Source organism: Rhodoferax sp. (assembly GCF_028714215.1).
GTDB lineage: Bacteria > Pseudomonadota > Gammaproteobacteria > Burkholderiales > Burkholderiaceae_C > Rhodoferax.
The window spans coordinates 21505-38102 of record NZ_JAQTMS010000049.1; the positions used below are offsets into that span (position 1 = coordinate 21505).

At 62.3% G+C, this 16598-nt stretch carries 13 protein-coding genes; 2 read left to right on the plus strand and 11 right to left on the minus strand.

Annotation, left to right across the window (positions count from 1 at the left end):
* Positions 1–2 precede the first annotated feature (2 nt).
* The 5 genes from rlmN to PHS32_RS18670 form a co-directional block, all read right to left on the minus strand.
* A complete protein-coding gene (rlmN, locus tag PHS32_RS18650) occupies positions 3–1151 on the minus strand; it encodes a 23S rRNA (adenine(2503)-C(2))-methyltransferase RlmN (protein WP_301080600.1) in 1149 nt (382 codons plus the stop codon).
* Positions 1152–1237: 86 nt separating this feature from the next.
* On the minus strand, positions 1238–1663 hold the full coding sequence (gene ndk / locus PHS32_RS18655; RefSeq protein WP_301080601.1) for a nucleoside-diphosphate kinase: 426 nt from the start codon (positions 1661–1663) through the stop codon (positions 1238–1240).
* Positions 1664–1731: 68 nt separating this feature from the next.
* Positions 1732–3114, minus strand: coding sequence for a pseudouridine synthase (locus tag PHS32_RS18660; protein ID WP_301080602.1), 1383 nt, complete (start codon positions 3112–3114; stop codon positions 1732–1734).
* Positions 3115–3127: 13 nt separating this feature from the next.
* Positions 3128–3757, minus strand: a complete 630-nt coding sequence (gene scpB / locus PHS32_RS18665; protein ID WP_301080603.1) for an SMC-Scp complex subunit ScpB — start codon at positions 3755–3757, stop codon at positions 3128–3130.
* Between the two features lie 130 nt (positions 3758–3887).
* Positions 3888–4877, minus strand: coding sequence for an RluA family pseudouridine synthase (locus PHS32_RS18670; protein ID WP_301080615.1), 990 nt, complete (start codon positions 4875–4877; stop codon positions 3888–3890).
* Between the two features lie 35 nt (positions 4878–4912).
* Here PHS32_RS18670 and PHS32_RS18675 point away from each other — a divergent pair, with 35 nt between their 5' ends.
* Positions 4913–5719 carry an outer membrane protein assembly factor BamD gene (locus PHS32_RS18675; protein ID WP_301080604.1) on the plus strand — a complete coding sequence of 269 codons (807 nt, stop codon included), beginning with the start codon at positions 4913–4915 and terminating at the stop codon, positions 5717–5719.
* Here the strand turns inward: PHS32_RS18675 and PHS32_RS18680 are convergent.
* Together PHS32_RS18680 and PHS32_RS18685 are read right to left on the minus strand one after the other, a co-directional pair.
* On the minus strand, positions 5682–7694 hold the full coding sequence (locus PHS32_RS18680; RefSeq protein ID WP_301080605.1) for an ATP-dependent DNA helicase: 2013 nt from the start codon (positions 7692–7694) through the stop codon (positions 5682–5684). The two genes, PHS32_RS18675 and PHS32_RS18680, sit on opposite strands and share 38 nt — an antisense overlap.
* A 3-nt stretch (positions 7695–7697) precedes the next feature.
* Complete coding sequence (locus PHS32_RS18685) at positions 7698–7901, minus strand: YdcH family protein (RefSeq protein ID WP_301080606.1); 204 nt, start codon at positions 7899–7901, stop codon at positions 7698–7700.
* 120 nt (positions 7902–8021) lie between these two features.
* On the opposite strand from PHS32_RS18685, the gene PHS32_RS18690 reads away from it, so the two are divergent.
* Positions 8022–8783, plus strand: a complete 762-nt coding sequence (locus PHS32_RS18690; RefSeq protein WP_301080607.1) for a protein phosphatase 2C domain-containing protein — start codon at positions 8022–8024, stop codon at positions 8781–8783.
* 34 nt (positions 8784–8817) lie between these two features.
* Here the strand turns inward: PHS32_RS18690 and lpdA are convergent, their stop codons facing one another.
* From lpdA to PHS32_RS18710, 4 genes are all read right to left on the minus strand, one after another.
* Complete coding sequence (gene lpdA / locus PHS32_RS18695) at positions 8818–10245, minus strand: dihydrolipoyl dehydrogenase (RefSeq protein ID WP_301080608.1); 1428 nt, start codon at positions 10243–10245, stop codon at positions 8818–8820.
* Positions 10246–10254: 9 nt separating this feature from the next.
* Complete coding sequence (gene odhB, locus PHS32_RS18700) at positions 10255–11511, minus strand: 2-oxoglutarate dehydrogenase complex dihydrolipoyllysine-residue succinyltransferase (RefSeq protein ID WP_301080609.1); 1257 nt, start codon at positions 11509–11511, stop codon at positions 10255–10257.
* 98 nt (positions 11512–11609) lie between these two features.
* Positions 11610–14531 (minus strand): 2-oxoglutarate dehydrogenase E1 component, encoded by a 2922-nt coding sequence (locus tag PHS32_RS18705; protein WP_301080610.1) that lies wholly within the window; start codon positions 14529–14531, stop codon positions 11610–11612.
* Between the two features lie 187 nt (positions 14532–14718).
* Positions 14719–16598 (minus strand): propionate--CoA ligase (locus PHS32_RS18710; protein ID WP_301080611.1); only part of this gene is annotated, 1880 nt, incomplete at its 5' end.

Below are 16598 nucleotides of genomic sequence, written 5' to 3' on the forward strand. Positions count from 1 at the left end.
CCTCAAGTCTCCTTGACTGACTGGTTAAACGTCGCCACCGGCTTCAGCATCACGGTGCGCTGGCGCGCGATTCGCTCGCCGACACGGGTGCGGTCCATGACATCGCCCGCCAACTGGCCGCAGGCAGCGTCAATATCATCGCCTCGCGTCTTGCGTATTGTCGTGACAATACCGGCGTCGCTCAAAATTTTGGCAAATCGCAGGATTTGTTCCGGCGGCGACCGGGTCAGGCCGGATTGAGGAAAAGGGTTGAAAGGAATCAGGTTGAACTTGCACCAGCCAGTCCGGCTCGAATGTTGCCGGACCAGTTCGACCAGTTGACGGGCATGCTCCGGCTGGTCGTTGACGCCATCCAGCATGCAATATTCGAAAGTGATGAAGTCCCTGGGCGCATGGGCCAGATAACGATCGCAGGCCGCCAGCAGTTCGGCCAATGGATATTTCTTGTTCAATGGCACCAGGTTGTCCCGCAAGGCGTCATTCGGTGCGTGCAGGGACACCGCCAAGGCCACCGGACACTGTTCGGCCAGAAGGTCCATCTTGGGCACGATACCGGAAGTGGAAACCGTGACACGCCGGCGCGACAAGCCGTAGCCATGGTCGTCCAGCATGATGCGCAAGGCCGGAATCAATTCGGCATAGTTCTGCAACGGCTCGCCCATTCCCATCATCACCACGTTCGAGATGACGCGCTCGTCGCGCTGTAGGTGCTGACGCAGGAAGCGCTCGGCAAACCACAGTTGGCCGATGATTTCGCCGGTTTTCAGGTTGCGGCTGAAGCCTTGATGCCCGGTCGAGCAAAAACGGCAACCCATGGCGCAACCGGCCTGCGAGGAAACGCACAGGGTTCCGCGATCTTCCTCGGGAATGAAAACAGCTTCAACGGCGTCGCCAGCACCGACATCGAACAACCACTTGATGGTGCCGTCGGACGAGATGTGCTGCGACAACACGGTCGGCGCCTTGATCTGCGCAACCAGCTTGAGCTTCTCGCGCAAAGACTTGGCGAGATCGCTCATGTCATCAAAATTGGCCGCGCCTTTTTGATGAATCCAGCGAAACAACTGGACCGCGCGATAGCGTTTTTCACCCAGTCGCTGGCAAAAAGCGGCCAACCCTTCGAGATCGAAATCGAGCAGATTGGCCGTCATCGCAGCGGCGCGGCGCCGGGCCGCCCCAAGCGCGCTACAGTCCCCGGGCGGGGCAGCAAAACGCAGTGGAGCGCACGGGCCATGTTCTAGCGCGAGTACAGGTTCATGCCGGGGAAGAAAAAGCTGACTTCGACGGCAGCGGTTTCAGCCGCATCGGAACCATGCACCGCATTGGCGTCGATGCTGTCGGCAAAACTGGCGCGGATGGTGCCGGGCGCTGCTTTTTTCGGATCGGTGGCACCCATCAGGTCACGGTTCTTCAAGACCGCGTTCTCGCCCTCCAGACACTGAACCATGACCGGACCGGAGGTCATGAACTCCACCAGATCCTTGAAGAAGGGACGCTCTTTGTGAACCGCGTAAAAGGCCTCCGCCTCGGCGCGCGACAAACGCACCATCCTGGCAGCGATAATTTTCAGACCCGCCGCTTCAAAACGGGCGTAGATCTGGCCGATCACATTCTTGGCAACCGCATCGGGTTTGATAATGGAGAGAGTACGTTCGATAGTCATAGGTTTTTCCTGAGCTTGATGTTTTAATTTCGACCGACTGGGCAAAGTCTTGAATTTTATCGTGAAAGTCAGCGACCGCGGCCACCTCGGCGTTGTCCGCCGGCGGCGCCACCGCCGCCGCGGCGTTGACCCTGATCCTGTCGCTGGCGCGTGAAGCTGTCGGCGCCAATGTAGCCAAAAGCGGTCTTCATCGGATCCGGTTGCGCCCCGTTACCTTGGCGCTCGCCCGACTCGCTCCGATTGCTTTTTTTACGCCCCGCGCCGGCACCCCCTGCAAACCCCTGACCAGGCTCTTTGGCACCGCCGGCCGGGGCCCCGCGCGGACCATTGCCACGTCCGCCGCGCCGCCGATTGCGCGACCCTGGCACTTTCGCGTCTTCGCGCTTGGGCGCATCGGCGCCAGCCGGACCGGCATCAGCGCCGCGCGGCCGGGAGCCCTGGCTGCCGGCCGCCTGCATCAGCGCCTTGATGTCGCCTTCATCGAGTTCCATCCAGGCACCGCGCTTGAGCCCCCGCTGCAGCACCATGGCACCGTAGCGGATCCGGATCAAACGACTGACCGCATGGCCCACCGCCTCAAACATGCGGCGAACCTCGCGGTTGCGTCCCTCGGAGATGGTGACCCGGTACCAGCAGTTCGAACCCTCACCGCCGCCCTCTTCAATCGAGCCGAACTGGGCGATGCCATCGTCCAGCTTGACACCTTCCAGCAGTTTTTGCTTCTCGTCCTTGTCCAGCGCCCCCAGCACGCGCACCGCATATTCCCGCTCCAGGCCAAACCGCGGATGCATCAGACTGTTGGCCAACTGCCCGGAACTGGTGAACAGCAGCAATCCTTCGGTATTGAGGTCCAAGCGCCCGACCGATTGCCATTTACCTTGAAACAACTTGGGCAATCGACGAAACACGGTGGGACGATTCTGCGGATCGTCGTGCGTCACCACCTCTCCCACCGGCTTGTGATAAGCGATCACCCGGGCCGGCGGCGCGTCAATCCGAAACTTGATCGGCTTGCCGTTGACCTTGACATGGTCGCCGAACTGAATGCGCTGTCCAATGTGCGCCGGCTCATTGTTGACCGTGATCCGGCCTTCCATGATCAGCTGTTCCATCTCAAGCCGCGATCCCATGCCGGATTGCGCCAGCACTTTGTGCAATTTGGGGGTCTCCATCAGCGGCGCCAGCACCCGCTTCACGGGAACCAACTCCGCGCTCTCCTCATCCGCGTCGAACTGCCCCGACACCACGTCGTCGAAGCGAATTCCTGAACCCAGGCTCGGCAAGGTCGGCTCCCCGGTCGGCTGGATTTGAGGTTGTTCCTGTGGCGCCAAAACTTGCTCGGCCGCGGAGACTTCAAGCCCGGCCTCAGGTCCCTCTGCGGCCGGTTCAAGTCCGGGGTGCAGAGAATTCACCCCAAGTTGGGTCGACGCGTCGTCGCTGTTCACGCTCATGGTTGAGTCCTGGTCAAAAAAATGATTCGCCACCGTCATCCGGCGTCGCTGCCAGTGCCGGCGCAATATCGAGCTCGGCCTGGACGGCCGCATCGCTGCCGGCAAGCGCTTGCAGAGCGTCGGCGTGCCCGACCGCCGCATCCATCAATGGCAATTGGTCCAATGAAGCCAGTCCCAAGTCATCCAGAAAATGCTTGGTCGTGGCAAAAAGAGCAGGCCGTCCGATCACGTCTCTATGCCCGATGACCTCGATCCAGCCCCGGTCTTCGAGTTGCTTGATCATCAGGGAATTCACCGTCACACCCCGTATATCCTCGATATCGCCGCGCGTGACCGGTTGCCGGTAGGCAATGATGGCCAGGGTTTCCAGGGTGGCACGGCTATAGCGAGGCGGCTTTTCGGGATGCAGGCGATCCAGAAACTCCCGCATCTCGGGGCGGCTTTGAAAGCGCCATCCGCTTGCCACGCTGACCAGTTCCACGCCGCGCTGCGCCCAGTCCTGCTGCAGTTCCAGCAACAATTGCTTGATCGTCTCGATTTCCAGGACGTCGTCGAACAACAGACCCATATCGCGGACCTGCAAAGGTTGCTGCGAGCAAATCAAGGCCGTTTCTAGTACGCGCTTGGCATCCGCCGTATTCATGGTCCTGCAATTTCCGGGAAAGGCACCCTCAAGGCACAAAATCAGTATGATTCATTGGGCGCGGCAGGCAGATTGATAAATCCGCAGCGCCTGACCCCGACTGCCTGTCGGGGGGCTGGCTATTACGCCATCAGGGCTGAGTATAACTTAGGCCCCACTGGCTCAAGGCTTGCTTCAAATCATCTGGCAAGGCCGCCTGAAAGAGCATGGCCTGTTGCGTCACCGGGTGCGTGAACACCAGACGGCAAGCATGCAGCGCTTGCCGTTGCAGGCCCGCCGCCGCGCTACCCCCATACAGAGCATCGGCCACCAGCGGATGACCGATGGCTGCCATATGGACCCGAATCTGATGCGTTCGGCCGGTGTGCAAGGTACACCGAACCAGACACCCCAGGTCGCAGTTTTGCAGCAGTTCGAAGTCTGTCCGGGCCGGCTTCCCCGGATGCTGGCTGACATCCACCACCGCCATCCGGAGCCGGTTCCGCGGGTCCCGGCCAATCGGCAGATCGATTTCGCGGCGACTGCTGCCAACCCAGGGCCGGTGCGCCAATGCCAGGTACTGGCGCCCCACCTCGCGTGCCGCGATGGCTCGAACCAAGGCGTCCATGACCGGGCGCGTCCGGGCTACCACCATCAAGCCACTGGTGTCCTTGTCCAATCGGTGAACTATTCCCGCGCGCGGCAAATTCAGGGCCCCGGCATCGTGCGCCAGCAAGCCGTTCAACAAGGTGCCGCTCCAGTTACCGGGCGCTGGATGGACCACCAGACCGGCCGCCTTGTTCACCACCATCAGGTGTTCGTCTTGGTAGGTGATTTCCAGTGCCATCGCTTCCGGCTTGAAGGCCTGGCTTTGCGGTGTCGGCCGCAACTCGATGGCCCCGCGATCCGCCGCCTTGACGCGCGCCGACGCTTTGCGCAGCACCACCCCATTGACCGTGACGGCGCCCAAATCGATCAGTTGCTGCAGATAGCTGCGCGAAAATTCAGGTACCAACCCAACCAGGGCCTGGTCCAGACGCAGTCCATGCTGGGCTTCGCCAAAAATCAATTGCCGTAACTCGACATCCGGCCCGGTGTCGGCCCGGTCTTCGGGATCCTCGCCGTCAAGCCCTCTCGATATAATCAATTCGGAATTTTTCAAGAAAGTTGTCCCACATGCTTCGAGCCAAATTATCGGTTGTCTGCGCCTGGTTGCTGGCTGGAGCAGTCTTGCTGCTGGCCGGGTGTTCCTCCACGCCGGAGGACAAGGAAGCCAACTGGAGCCCTAACAGACTCTATACCGAGGCCAAGGACGAGTTGAGTTCAGGTGGCTACGACAAGGCCATCTCTCATCTTGAAAAACTGGAAGGCCGTGCCGCCGGAACGCCTCTGGCGCAGCAGGCTCAACTTGACAAGGCCTATGCCCAGTACAAGTCCGGCGAGGCGGCGCAAGCGATTGCCACGCTGGATCGGTTCATGAAATTGCACCCGGCCAGTCCGGCCCTTGATTACGCCCTGTACCTTAAAGGTCTGGTCAATTTCAATGACGACCTGGGTGTTCTCTCCTACATTGCCCGCCAGGATCTGGCGGAACGCGACCAGAAGGCATCCAAGGAATCGTTTGAGTCGTTCAAGGAGTTGGTGACCCGCTTCCCGACATCGCGCTACGCGCCCGATGCCGGCCTGCGCATGACCTACATCGTGAATTCATTGGCGCACTACGAGCTGCATGTGGCGCGCTATTACTATGGCCGTGGCGCTTACGTGGCGGCCATCAACCGGGCACAACAGGCGATCTCCGATTACCAGGGCGTGCCGGCGATTGAAGAGGCACTGTATCTGGTCGTCCAATCGTACGACGCCCTGGGCATGACACAGCTGCGTGACGACGCCAAACGGGTGCTCGAAAAGAACTACCCCAAGTCTGAATTCCTGAGCCGTGGCCTCAAGGCCAGCTCGGATCCGTGGTGGAAGTTCTGGTAAGCGCTTGCAGCGCCTCGGCAAACTCCTCTTCCGAACTTATTCTTCGCATCGGCGGCAATGCCGCCAACAGTCGGCGGCCATAGCCCATGACGGCCAGTCGGGTGTCGCAAACAACCAGGATGCCACGATCCGATTCGCGGCGGATCAAGCGTCCGGCGCCTTGCTTGAGGGCGATGGCCGCTTCCGGCATGTAGTAATCGTTGAATACGCTGCGTCCCATCGCCTCCAGACGATTGGAGCGCGCCTCGACCAACGGATCGTTGGGTGGCGGGAACGGCAGTTTGTCAATGACGACCAGTTGCAGCGCATCGCCCGGTATATCCACGCCTTCCCAAAAAGAGGCCGATGCGACCAGCACACAACCGGCCCCGCCGTCCTGAGCACCGAGACGAAACCGCTCCATCAGCTGGCGTTTCGGCTGCTGCCCCTGGACCAGAATTTGCAGGCCTTGCACGTCCGGGAACTGGCGCTGCAAGGCTTCGCTAATGGCCTGCAAAGCGCGCAGCGTGGTGGTCAGAACCAGGGTCCGGCCGCCAATCGCCGCCGCCGCGCCGGCCACAAAATGGGCCACTTGCGCGCTGTGCGCCGGATCACTGGGTTTCGACAAATGGCGTGGCACGTAGAGGGCCGCTTGCGCCGCATAGTCGAACGGACTGCCGATTTTCAGGATTTCGGCGTCCTCCAGTCCGCACGACTCGGTAAACCAGCGCAAGCGCGCGTCGGCGCCCAGTGTCGCAGAGGTAAAGATCCAGGAGCGCTGCGAACCCTGCGCATCGGCTGGCGTGGTGAGCCGGGTCCGGACCATGTCCGCAATGTCCAGCGGCGACTCCACCAGACTCAGTTGCGTTCCGACATCCAGCCAGCGCACCGATTCGCTGGCACAGGGTTGCGAAAACAAACCTAGTCGCTCGATCAGGCCCGCGACCCGCTCGCTCAAACGCAACAAATCAGGAGCCATCTCACTCAGCGTCGAGAGCGCCTGCGCGGCCCGCGCGCAGGCCGCGTGCACCTCGCCCAATGCCTCCTGCCACTCCGGCAGGCTCAATTGCTCCGGCGCCGCACCGACCCAGCGCAGTCTGGCGCCTGGACCGGTCCGCCCCACCACCAGGCGCAAATCACGCGCGGCGCGCTCGGCATCGCCCGCCAGGGTCTGCCAATCCGCCAGTCCGCGCGCATGCTGCAAACCGCAGGCCAGCAAATCGCGGGCAAAGTCGAACAACTGGCCGGTTGTCAATTGCTGGCCCAAAAACTGCACACCGGTTTCATTGAGCTGATGGGCTTCGTCAAAGATGACTGTGCGCACCGTCGGCAGCAGTTCCGCCATGCCGGATTCGCGGACCGCCAGATCGGCAAAAAACAAGTGATGATTGACCACCACGACATCCGCTGCCAGAGCCTCTCGCCTGGCCTGATTGACATGACAGGCACGCAAATGGGGGCACTGCGAGCCCAGGCAATTGTCGCGTGAAGAGGTGACCAGCGGGATCACCGGCGAGCGCTCGTCGAGGCCCGGCAGTTCGGCCAGATCGCCGCTGCGGGTAAGCAGCGCCCACTCTTCAATTTTGGCCAATGTCCGCAACGTCACGCGGTTCTCGAAATGGGCTTGTTGCCGCGCCACTTCCAGACGCTGCGGGCACAGATAGCTGGCACGCCCCTTGAGCAGGGCGGTGCGTACCGGCAGGCCCAGGGCCTTGATCAAAAGAGGCAGGTCGCGACCGAACAGCTGGTCTTGCAAGGTCTTGGTGGCGGTGGAGAGAAGGACGCGCGTGCCGCTCAGCAACACCGGCACCAGATAGGAAAAAGTCTTGCCGATGCCGGTCCCGGCTTCGACCACCAGCACCCCACCCTCGTCGATGGTGTGTGCAATCGCCATGGCCATATCGGTTTGGCCGTCTCTGGACTTGAATTCCTCCACCGCACGCGACAACACCCCGCTTGGCGCGAAAGCCTCGCGCACAAGATCCTTCAGACTCATCCGTCAGGCGGGCTCGTCAGGATTCAACAGGCGTTCAATTCGTGCTATTTCGTCGCGCAAACTGAGCCGTCTCTTCTTGAGCCGTCGCATCAGGAGTTCATCCAGAGGTGTCTCACTACTGGCGCGGTCTATCATGGCATCCAGATCGCCGTGCTCGATGCGCAAGTCAATCAGCCGCCGTTCGGGAGAGTGCAGGTTAGAGTCCACAGCTTCAATCAGTAAAAGTAAACAAACCAATCAATCGGGATATATTCGCATGCCGACTCGATAATACGTCCAAATAGAATGGCTCATCCCAGTTTTTCCCTCTCTTTTTAACGGCTCCACATGTCCAAAGGCTACCGACTCAGCGCATCCACCGGCATCCACAAGGGAGACCGTGAATACCAGCAAGATCAGGTCATCCTGCTCAGCCACAAACGTGTCAGTGGCTGCGTGCTGGCAGTGCTGGCGGACGGCATGGGCGGGCGCAGCGGCGGACGCAAGGCCTCGGATCAGGTGATGATGACGGCCAAGCAATTGTTTGAGCGCTACGCGCCGGAGACCGATGACGCCGGGGCGACGCTGATGCAGTTGGTGAGGGAGGCTCACACGGTCATCAAATTGACCGCCATTTCCGCGGAAGAAGAACCGCACAGCACGGTGGCGGCTTTTTTGATCAACCCGGCTGGCGATTGCCACTGGGCGCACTCCGGCGACTCGCGGATCTACCACTTCCACGCCGGCAAGCTGGTGAAACGGTCGAAGGATCATTCCTACGTTCAGACGCTGGTCGACCGGGGCGAGATCACGGAAGAGCAGGCCACCGTTCATCCCAAGTCGAATATTCTGGTGGGCTGCCTTGGCACCGAAAGCGAACCCCCGGTGGATGTTCACCTGATCCCCCAACTGCGCGCCGGTGATGTGCTGATGGCCTGCAGCGATGGCGTCTGGCACTACTTCAGCAACGCCGAAATAGGTTCGGTTCTGGCCAGCCTGTCGGCTCGCGAGGCAACCCAGTTCCTGATCGAGAAAGCGCGTTCCCGCGGCCGCGGCGGCGGCGACAACCTGTCGCTGGTGATCGTCAAGCTGGAGCCCCTGGATTCGTAATTTGCCATCCGAGCCTGGCTCGGGCTACGGCAAATCAGAAATTGAGCGTGCGCTTGTCCACGGCCAGCGCCGCTTCCTTGGTCGCTTCGCTGAGGGACGGATGGGCATGGCAGATGCGGGCGATGTCTTCGCTGCTGGCCCGGAATTCCATCGCCACCACACACTCGGCAATCAACTCGCTGGCCAGCGGGCCGACGATATGAACCCCCAGGATTTCGTCTGTCGCGGCATCGGCCAGCATCTTCACCATGCCGGTGGTGTCGCCCAGCGCACGCGCCCGGCCATTGGCTAAAAACGGAAAAGTGCCGGCCTTGTAGGCACGGCCGGCGGCCTTCAGCTGTTGCTCGGTCTGCCCGACCCAGGCAATCTCGGGGCTGGTGTAGATGACCCAGGGAATGGTGTTGAAATTGACGTGGCCGTGCTGCCCCGCCATGCGCTCCGCCACCGCCACGCCTTCCTCCTCGGCCTTGTGCGCCAGCATCGGTCCGCGCACCACATCGCCGACAGCCCAGACGCCGGGCACATTGCTGCGGCACTGGTCGTCCACCACAATGGCGCCGCGTTCGTCAAGCTGTAGGCCCACCGCTTGGGCGTTCAGGCCGGTGGTGTTGGGCACCCGACCGATCGACACGATCAGCTTGTCCACTTGCAGTTCCTGGGCCTCACCCTTGGCGTTGGTCCATTCAACACTGACGCCCTGCTTGCCGCTCTGGATGGCGCCGACCTTGACGCCCAGCTCGATCTTCAGCCCTTGCTTGAGCAAGGCCTTGTGCGCCTCCCGCGCAATCTGCTGGTCCACCGCGCCCAGGAAGGTCGGCAGAGCCTCCAGCACGGTAACGTCGGAGCCCAGGCGGCGCCAGACCGAACCCATCTCCAGGCCGATCACGCCAGAGCCGATCAAGCCCAGTTTTTTCGGCACCGCGCCCAGGCGCAGCGCGCCGTCGTTGGAGAGGATCATTTCCTCATCGAACGGAACACCCGGCAGTGCCCGGGCGTTGGAGCCGGTCGCCACGATGACCTGCTTGCCGACCAGGGTTTCCTCGACCGCGCCGGCCACCTGGATCTGGTAGCCACCCTCAGTGGCTTGCACAAAAGAGCCGCGGCCGTGGAAGAAGCTGACCTTGTTTTTCTTGAACAGGTACAGGATGCCGTCGTTGTTCTGCTTCACCACCGTGTCCTTGCGGCCCACCATCTTGGCCACGTCCATCTTCAGGTCGGCGACGGAGATGCCGTGCTCGGCAAAATGGTGCTGGGCCTGCTCGAAATGCTCAGACGACTGCAACAAGGCCTTGCTGGGGATGCAACCCACATTGGTACAGGTGCCGCCCAGTGCTGGAGCGCCCTTGCTGTTTTTCCACTCGTCGACGCAGGCCACGCTCATGCCCAGCTGCGCGGCGCGAATGGCGGCGATGTAGCCACCGGGGCCGGCGCCAATGACGATCACATCGAATTGTTTGCTCATCGCCGCTCCTTAGATGTCGAACAAGAGGCGTGCCGGATCTTCCAGCGCCTCCTTCATCGCCACCAGTCCCAGCACGGCTTCGCGGCCGTCGATGATGCGGTGGTCGTAGCTCATGGCCAGGTAGTTCATGGGGCGCACCACCACCTGACCGTTCTCCACCACGGCCCGGTCCTTGGTGGCGTGCACGCCCAGGATGGCCGACTGCGGCGGGTTGATGATGGGGGTCGACAGCATGGAGCCAAAAGTGCCGCCATTGCTGATGGAGAAGGTGCCGCCGGTCATCTCTTCGATGCCCAGCTTGCCGTCACGCGCCTTGGCGCCGTACTCGGCTATTTTTTTCTCGATCTCGGCAAAGCTCATCTGGTCGGCGTTGCGCAAAATGGGCACCACCAGGCCGCGCGGCGAACCGACCGCGATACCGATGTCGAAGTAGCCGTGGTAGACGATGTCGGTGCCGTCCACCGAGGCGTTGAGCATGGGAAATTTTTTCAGCGCATGCACTGCGGCCTTGACGAAGAAACTCATGAAACCGATCTTCACACCGTGTTCCTTCTCGAAGCGCTCCTGGAAGCGCTTGCGCATCTCCATCACCGGCGCCATGTTGACCTCGTTGAAGGTGGTCAGAATGGCGTTGGTCGATTGCGACTGCAGCAGGCGCTCGGCAACTCGGGCTCGCAAGCGGCTCATGGGCACGCGCTGCTCGGGACGCTCACCCAGGGACACGGCGGGCGCGGCCACTTGCGGCAAATAGGCGGCTGCGGCCTTGGGCGGCATGGTGACCACGGGGGCGGCTTGAGGTGCGGGAGCCGGAGCGGGTGCCGCGGCAAGCGCCGCCAGCACGTCGCCCTTGGTGACGCGGCCGTCCTTGCCACTGCCAGCGACGCTGCCAGCGGCGAGCTGATTGTCAGCCATCAGCTTGGCCGCCGCTGGCATGGCCACGCCAGCCTTGGCGGCAGTCGCAACGGCAGCTGCCACGGCGGGGGCAGCAGCGGGCGCGGCAGCCGGGGCAGCGGCACCGGCCTTGCCTTCGGTGTCGATTCTGGCGATCAACTGTTCGGCCGTTACCGTGCCGCCGTCGCCCACCAGCAGTTCGACCAGCACGCCGGCGGACGGTGCCGGCACTTCCAGCACCACTTTGTCGGTTTCAATCTCGATCAGGATTTCATCGATGGCGACCGCATCGCCCACTTTCTTCTTCCACTGCAGCATGGTGGCCTCGGCCACGGATTCCGACAACTGCGGGACTTTCACTTCTACGATAGCCATATCAAAACCTCTTTCTTTGCGGGACCGCTCTCAAGCCCTGTCCCCAACATTTATCTGATTTGCCGGACCTGCGTTCAACGCTGTCCGCAATGGATCCCTTACTTGGACAGGATGGCGCCCTTGAGCTTGCCGAACGCACCTTCGACCAGCGCTTTTTGCTGCTCCTGGTGCAGATGCGAATAACCGACGGCCGGCGAGGCCGAGGCGGCGCGACCCGAGTAGCCCAGCTTCTGTCCGTCGAGCATGTTCTCCAGGATGTAGTGCTGCACAAAGAACCAGGCGCCCTGGTTCTGCGGCTCGTCCTGGCACCATACCAGTTCGGTCGCCGCCGCGTACTTCTTCAGCTCGGCGGCAAAGGCCTTGTGCGGAAACGGATAGAGCTGCTCGACGCGCAGAATGGCCACGTCGTCGGCGCCTTTTTCCTCGCGCTTCTTGACCAGGTCGTAGTACACCTTGCCCGAGCAAGCCACCACGCGCTTGACCTTCTCGGCCTTCTTGATGACTTCGTCCCGGTTCTCGGGAATGACGGTCTGAAAGCTGCCCTTGGTGAACTCCGACAGCGGCGATGCCGCGTCTTTCGCCCGCAGCAGCGACTTGGGCGTCATGATGATCAGCGGCTTGCGCAGGTTGCGCACCATCTGGCGGCGCAGGATGTGGAAGATCTGGCTCGCCGTGGTCGGTTGCACCACCTGCATGTTGGTGTCGGCGCTGAGCTGCATGAAGCGCTCCAGCCGTGCCGAGCTGTGCTCCGGACCCTGGCCCTCGTAGCCGTGCGGCAGCATCAGCGTGATGCCGTTGACGCGGCCCCATTTCACTTCGCCGGAGGCGATGAACTGGTCTATCACCACCTGCGCGCCGTTGGCGAAATCGCCGAACTGGGCTTCCCAGATCACCAGCGTGTTGGGGTCGTTGGAGGCGTAGCCGTACTCGAAGCCCAGTACCGCCTCCTCCGACAGGATGGAGTCGATCACCACGAACGGCGCCTGGCCATCGGCCACGTTTTGCAGCGGCGTGTAGGTGCCCTCGTCGAACTTCTCGCGGTTCTGGTCATGAATCACCGCATGCCGGTGCGTGAAGGTGCCGCGGCCGCAGTCTTCGCCGCTCAGGCGCACCGGGTAACCACCGGCCACCAGGGAGGCAAAAGCCATGTGTTCGCCCATGCCCCAATCGACCGGAATGTCCCCGCGGCCCATGGCGGCACGGTCGGCATAAACCTTCTTCACCAGTTGGTGCGGCGCAATCGTGTCGGGCAAAGTGGTGAGCCGCTCGGCCAGCCGCTTCCACTCGGTCGGCGCAATGGCAGTATCGCCGGCGTCGGTCCACTTCTTGCCAATGAAAGGCGTCCAGTCGACCGCGTACTTGCTCTTGAAATTGGTCACCACCGGGTCGAAGGTGTTCCTGCCGGCGTCCAGCGCGGCGCGCGTTGCCTTCACCATGTCGTCGCCCAGCGTGGCGCCCAGCCCTTGCGCCGCCAGCTTGTCGGCATACAGCTTGCGGGTTCCCGGATGCAGGGCAATCTTCTTGTACATCAGGGGCTGGGTCAGCGCCGGCGTGTCCTGCTCGTTGTGCCCCAGTTTGCGGAAACAGACGATGTCGACCACCACGTCCTTCTGGAATTCCATGCGGTATTGCAGCGCGATCTGGGTCGCCAGCACCACCGCCTCGGGGTCATCGCCGTTGACGTGCAACACTGGCGCCTTGATCATCTTGACGATGTCGGAGCAATACAGGGAGGAGCGCGTGTCGCGCGGGTCGCTGGTGGTGAATCCGATCTGGTTGTTGATCACGATGTGCACCGTGCCGCCGGTGGTGTAGCCGCGCGTCTCGGCCAGCGCCAGCGTCTCCATCACCACGCCCTGGCCGGCAAAAGCGGCGTCGCCGTGCACCAGGATCGGCAGCACCTGTTTGCCCTTGGGGTCGGCGCGCCGGTCCATGCGCGCGCGCACCGAGCCCTCCACCACCGGATTGACGATTTCAAGGTGCGACGGATTGAAGGCCAGCGACAGGTGCACCGGACCGCCCGGCGTGGCGACGTCGGAGCTGAAACCCTGGTGGTACTTGACGTCGCCGCTGGACAGGTCTTCCGGTGCCGTGTGGTCGAACTCGGCGAACAGGTCGGCCGGCATTTTGCCCAGCGAGTTGACCAGTACGTTCAAGCGGCCGCGGTGCGCCATGCCGATCACAATTTCCTGCAGGCCGACGGCGCCGCCGCCCTGGATCAGTTCGTCCATGGCGGCGATGAAGCTCTCGCCGCCTTCCAGCGAGAAGCGCTTCTGCCCCACGTATTTGGTGTGCAGGAAACGCTCCAGCCCCTCGGCCGCGGTCAAACGGTCGAGGATGTGTTTCTTCTTGTCGGCGCTGAAGTCGGGCTTGGAGCGAATGCTCTCCAGCTTCTGCTGCCACCAGCGCTTCTGGTGCTGATCGGTGATGTACATGTACTCGGCACCGATGGTGCCGCAGTAGGTCTGGCGCAGCGCGTTCATCAGCTCGCGCAGGCTCATGCTGTCCTTGCCGAAGAAGGTGTTGCTGGTGTTGAACACCGCTTCCTGATCGGCGTCACTGAAACCGTAGAACGAGGGCTCCAGTTCGGGAATCTTGTCGCGCTCGGTGCGTTTCAGCGGGTCCAGATCGGCCCAACCAGCGCCCACATTGCGATAGGCGGCAATCAGTTGCTGCGCCGCGGTTCTCTTGCGCCCCATTTCGGCATCGACGTTGGCCACCACCACTCTGGTGCCACCCTGCTTGGCCCGTTCGGCAAAGGCATTGATGACCGGCAGATGCGGCACGTCCTTGGCATTGCTGCCGTCGACCGCCGGCACATTCTGCAAGGCGTCGAAGTAATCGCGCCAGGTATCGGGCACGCTGCCGGGATTGGCGAGGTAGTTTTCGTACACCTCCTCGACATAGGGCGCGTTGCCGCCAAAGAGATAGGTGTTGGCCTGATAGGCCTGGTAGACGGATGACGCGGACGAAGCTGTCGCTGGCGCGGCAGCCGTCCCGCGGGACGCAATTTCACTCATTTTTTCGCTGACCTTCGTTTCCCTGCAGGAAACTATTAGCTGGTTAAAGCTGTTTGTTGAATAACCTTCCGCGTCCCGGCTGAACCGTTTGGCGGATGCGACTGTGGCGTTGGGAAGGGCCTAGTAACCCGTTAATTGTGCCACCAAACACAAAACCGGGCGGCTCGCCCGGCCTTGCAGGCCTGACCTAGACCTTCACCAGATCCCTGATCTGCTGTAGCGCTGCCGGGTCGTCCATGGTGGTCAAGTCGCCGGGGTCGCGCCCTTCGCAGATCGCCTGCACGGCGCGGCGCAGCAGCTTGCCGCTGCGGGTTTTGGGCAGGATGGTGACAAAGCGCACACGGGCCGGCCGCGCCACCGCGCCCAGGTCGTTGTCGACCAGTTTCATGATCTCGCCCTCCAGCTTGAGGCGGGCCGCGTCGTCGGTCAGCAGACTGGCGTCCTTGACCACGGCGAAGGCCATCGCCACCTGGCCCTTGAGTTGATCGGCGACACCCACCACCGCCACTTCGGCGACATTGGGATGGGCCGAGATGCTCTCCTCGATCTCGCGCGTGCCCAGGCGGTGCCCGGCCACGTTGATCACGTCGTCGGTGCGCCCCAGGATGAAGTAATAGCCGGCTTCGTCGCGTATGCCCCAGTCGAACGTGCTGTAGATCAGGCGGCCCGGGATGGTGGTCCAGTAGGTGCTGACGAAGCGCTCATCGTTGCCCCACACCGTTTGCAGGCAGCCCGGCGGCAGCGGGCCTTCGATCGCCACCACGCCTTTCTGGTTGGCGCCCGTGAGTTCCTCGCCGGTGCTCTCGTCCAGCAGTTTGACGTTGTAGCCGTACACCGCCTTGCCGGGCGAGCCGAACTTGGTCGGAGAATCGTCCACGCCCTTGCAAATGCTCAGGATCGGCCAGCCGGTCTCGGTCTGCCAGTAGTTGTCCACAATCGGCCGGCCCAGACCCTCGCTGATCCACTGGGCGGTGGGCTGGTCCAGCGGCTCGCCGGCCAGGAACAAGGCGCGCAGCGACGACAAGTCGTATTTTTTGAGCAGCGCCGGATCCTGCTTTTTCAGCACCCGCACCGCGGTGGGCGCGCTGAACATCACGGTGACCTTGTATTTTTCCACCAGGCTCCACCAGATGCCGCCGTCCGGGCGCGTCGGCAGGCCTTCGTACATGATGGTCGCCATGCCGGCAATCAAAGGTCCGTAGATGATGTAGCTGTGGCCCACCACCCAGCCGATGTCGCTGGTGGAGAAATAGGTCTCGCCGGCATTGCCACAATAGATGTGCTTCATGCTGGCGGCCAGCGCCACGGCGTAGCCGCCGGTGTCGCGCTGCACGCCCTTGGGCTTGCCGGTGGTGCCGCTGGTGTACAGCGTGTAGCTGGGGTGCGTGGCATCGACCCACTCGCAATCGACCACCGTATGCAGGTGCTTCTGGCGCAGGGGAGCCCACAAATGATCACGCCCGGCGACCAGGTTCATGGCCGCCAGTTGCCGATCGACCAGCAGCACCGAATCGGGCTTGTGGCTGGACAGGCGGATTGCCTCATCGAGCAAGGGCTTGTAGGCCACCGCCTTGCCGCCGCGCGAACCGGCGTCGGCGCTGATGATCACCTTGGGCGACGCGTCCTCGATGCGCGAGGCCAGCGAGCCCGAGGCAAAACCGCCGAAAACCACCGAATGGATGGCGCCGATGCGGGCACAGGCCAGCATGGCAAAAGCCGCCTCGGCAATCATGGGCATGTAGATCAACACCCGGTCGCTCTTTTGCACCCCTAAGTCTTTCAGCACGGCGGCCACGCGCTGCACCTCGGCATGCAGCTCGCGGAAGGAATAAACCCGCTCCTGATCGGTCTCGGTGGAAACAAATATCAGCGCCGCCTGATCCGCTCGGTCCTTCAGATGCCGGTCGATCGCGTTGTGACACAGATTGGTGACGCCGCCGGCAAACCACTTGGCAAACGGCGGATTGCTGTAGTCGCAGACCTGGGTCGGCTGAACTTTCCAGTCGACCAGCTTGGCCTGTTCGCCCCAGAAGCCGTCGCGGTCGGTCAGGGAACGTTGGTGAAATT

Bases quoted from the DNA above. Each gene is read 5' to 3' on its own strand.
- rlmN (WP_301080600.1), bottom strand. From the start codon at position 1,151: ATGACGGCCAATCTGCTCGATTTCGATCTCGAAGGGTTGGCCGCTTTT.
- ndk (WP_301080601.1), bottom strand. From the start codon at position 1,663: ATGACTATCGAACGTACTCTCTCCATTATCAAACCCGATGCGGTTGCC.
- PHS32_RS18660 (WP_301080602.1), bottom strand. From the start codon at position 3,114: ATGAGCGTGAACAGCGACGACGCGTCGACCCAACTTGGGGTGAATTCT.
- scpB (WP_301080603.1), bottom strand. From the start codon at position 3,757: ATGAATACGGCGGATGCCAAGCGCGTACTAGAAACGGCCTTGATTTGC.
- PHS32_RS18675 (WP_301080604.1), top strand. From the start codon at position 4,913: ATGCTTCGAGCCAAATTATCGGTTGTCTGCGCCTGGTTGCTGGCTGGA.
- PHS32_RS18680 (WP_301080605.1), bottom strand. From the start codon at position 7,694: ATGAGTCTGAAGGATCTTGTGCGCGAGGCTTTCGCGCCAAGCGGGGTG.
- PHS32_RS18690 (WP_301080607.1), top strand. From the start codon at position 8,022: ATGTCCAAAGGCTACCGACTCAGCGCATCCACCGGCATCCACAAGGGA.
- lpdA (WP_301080608.1), bottom strand. From the start codon at position 10,245: ATGAGCAAACAATTCGATGTGATCGTCATTGGCGCCGGCCCCGGTGGC.
- odhB (WP_301080609.1), bottom strand. From the start codon at position 11,511: ATGGCTATCGTAGAAGTGAAAGTCCCGCAGTTGTCGGAATCCGTGGCC.
- PHS32_RS18705 (WP_301080610.1), bottom strand. From the start codon at position 14,531: ATGAGTGAAATTGCGTCCCGCGGGACGGCTGCCGCGCCAGCGACAGCT.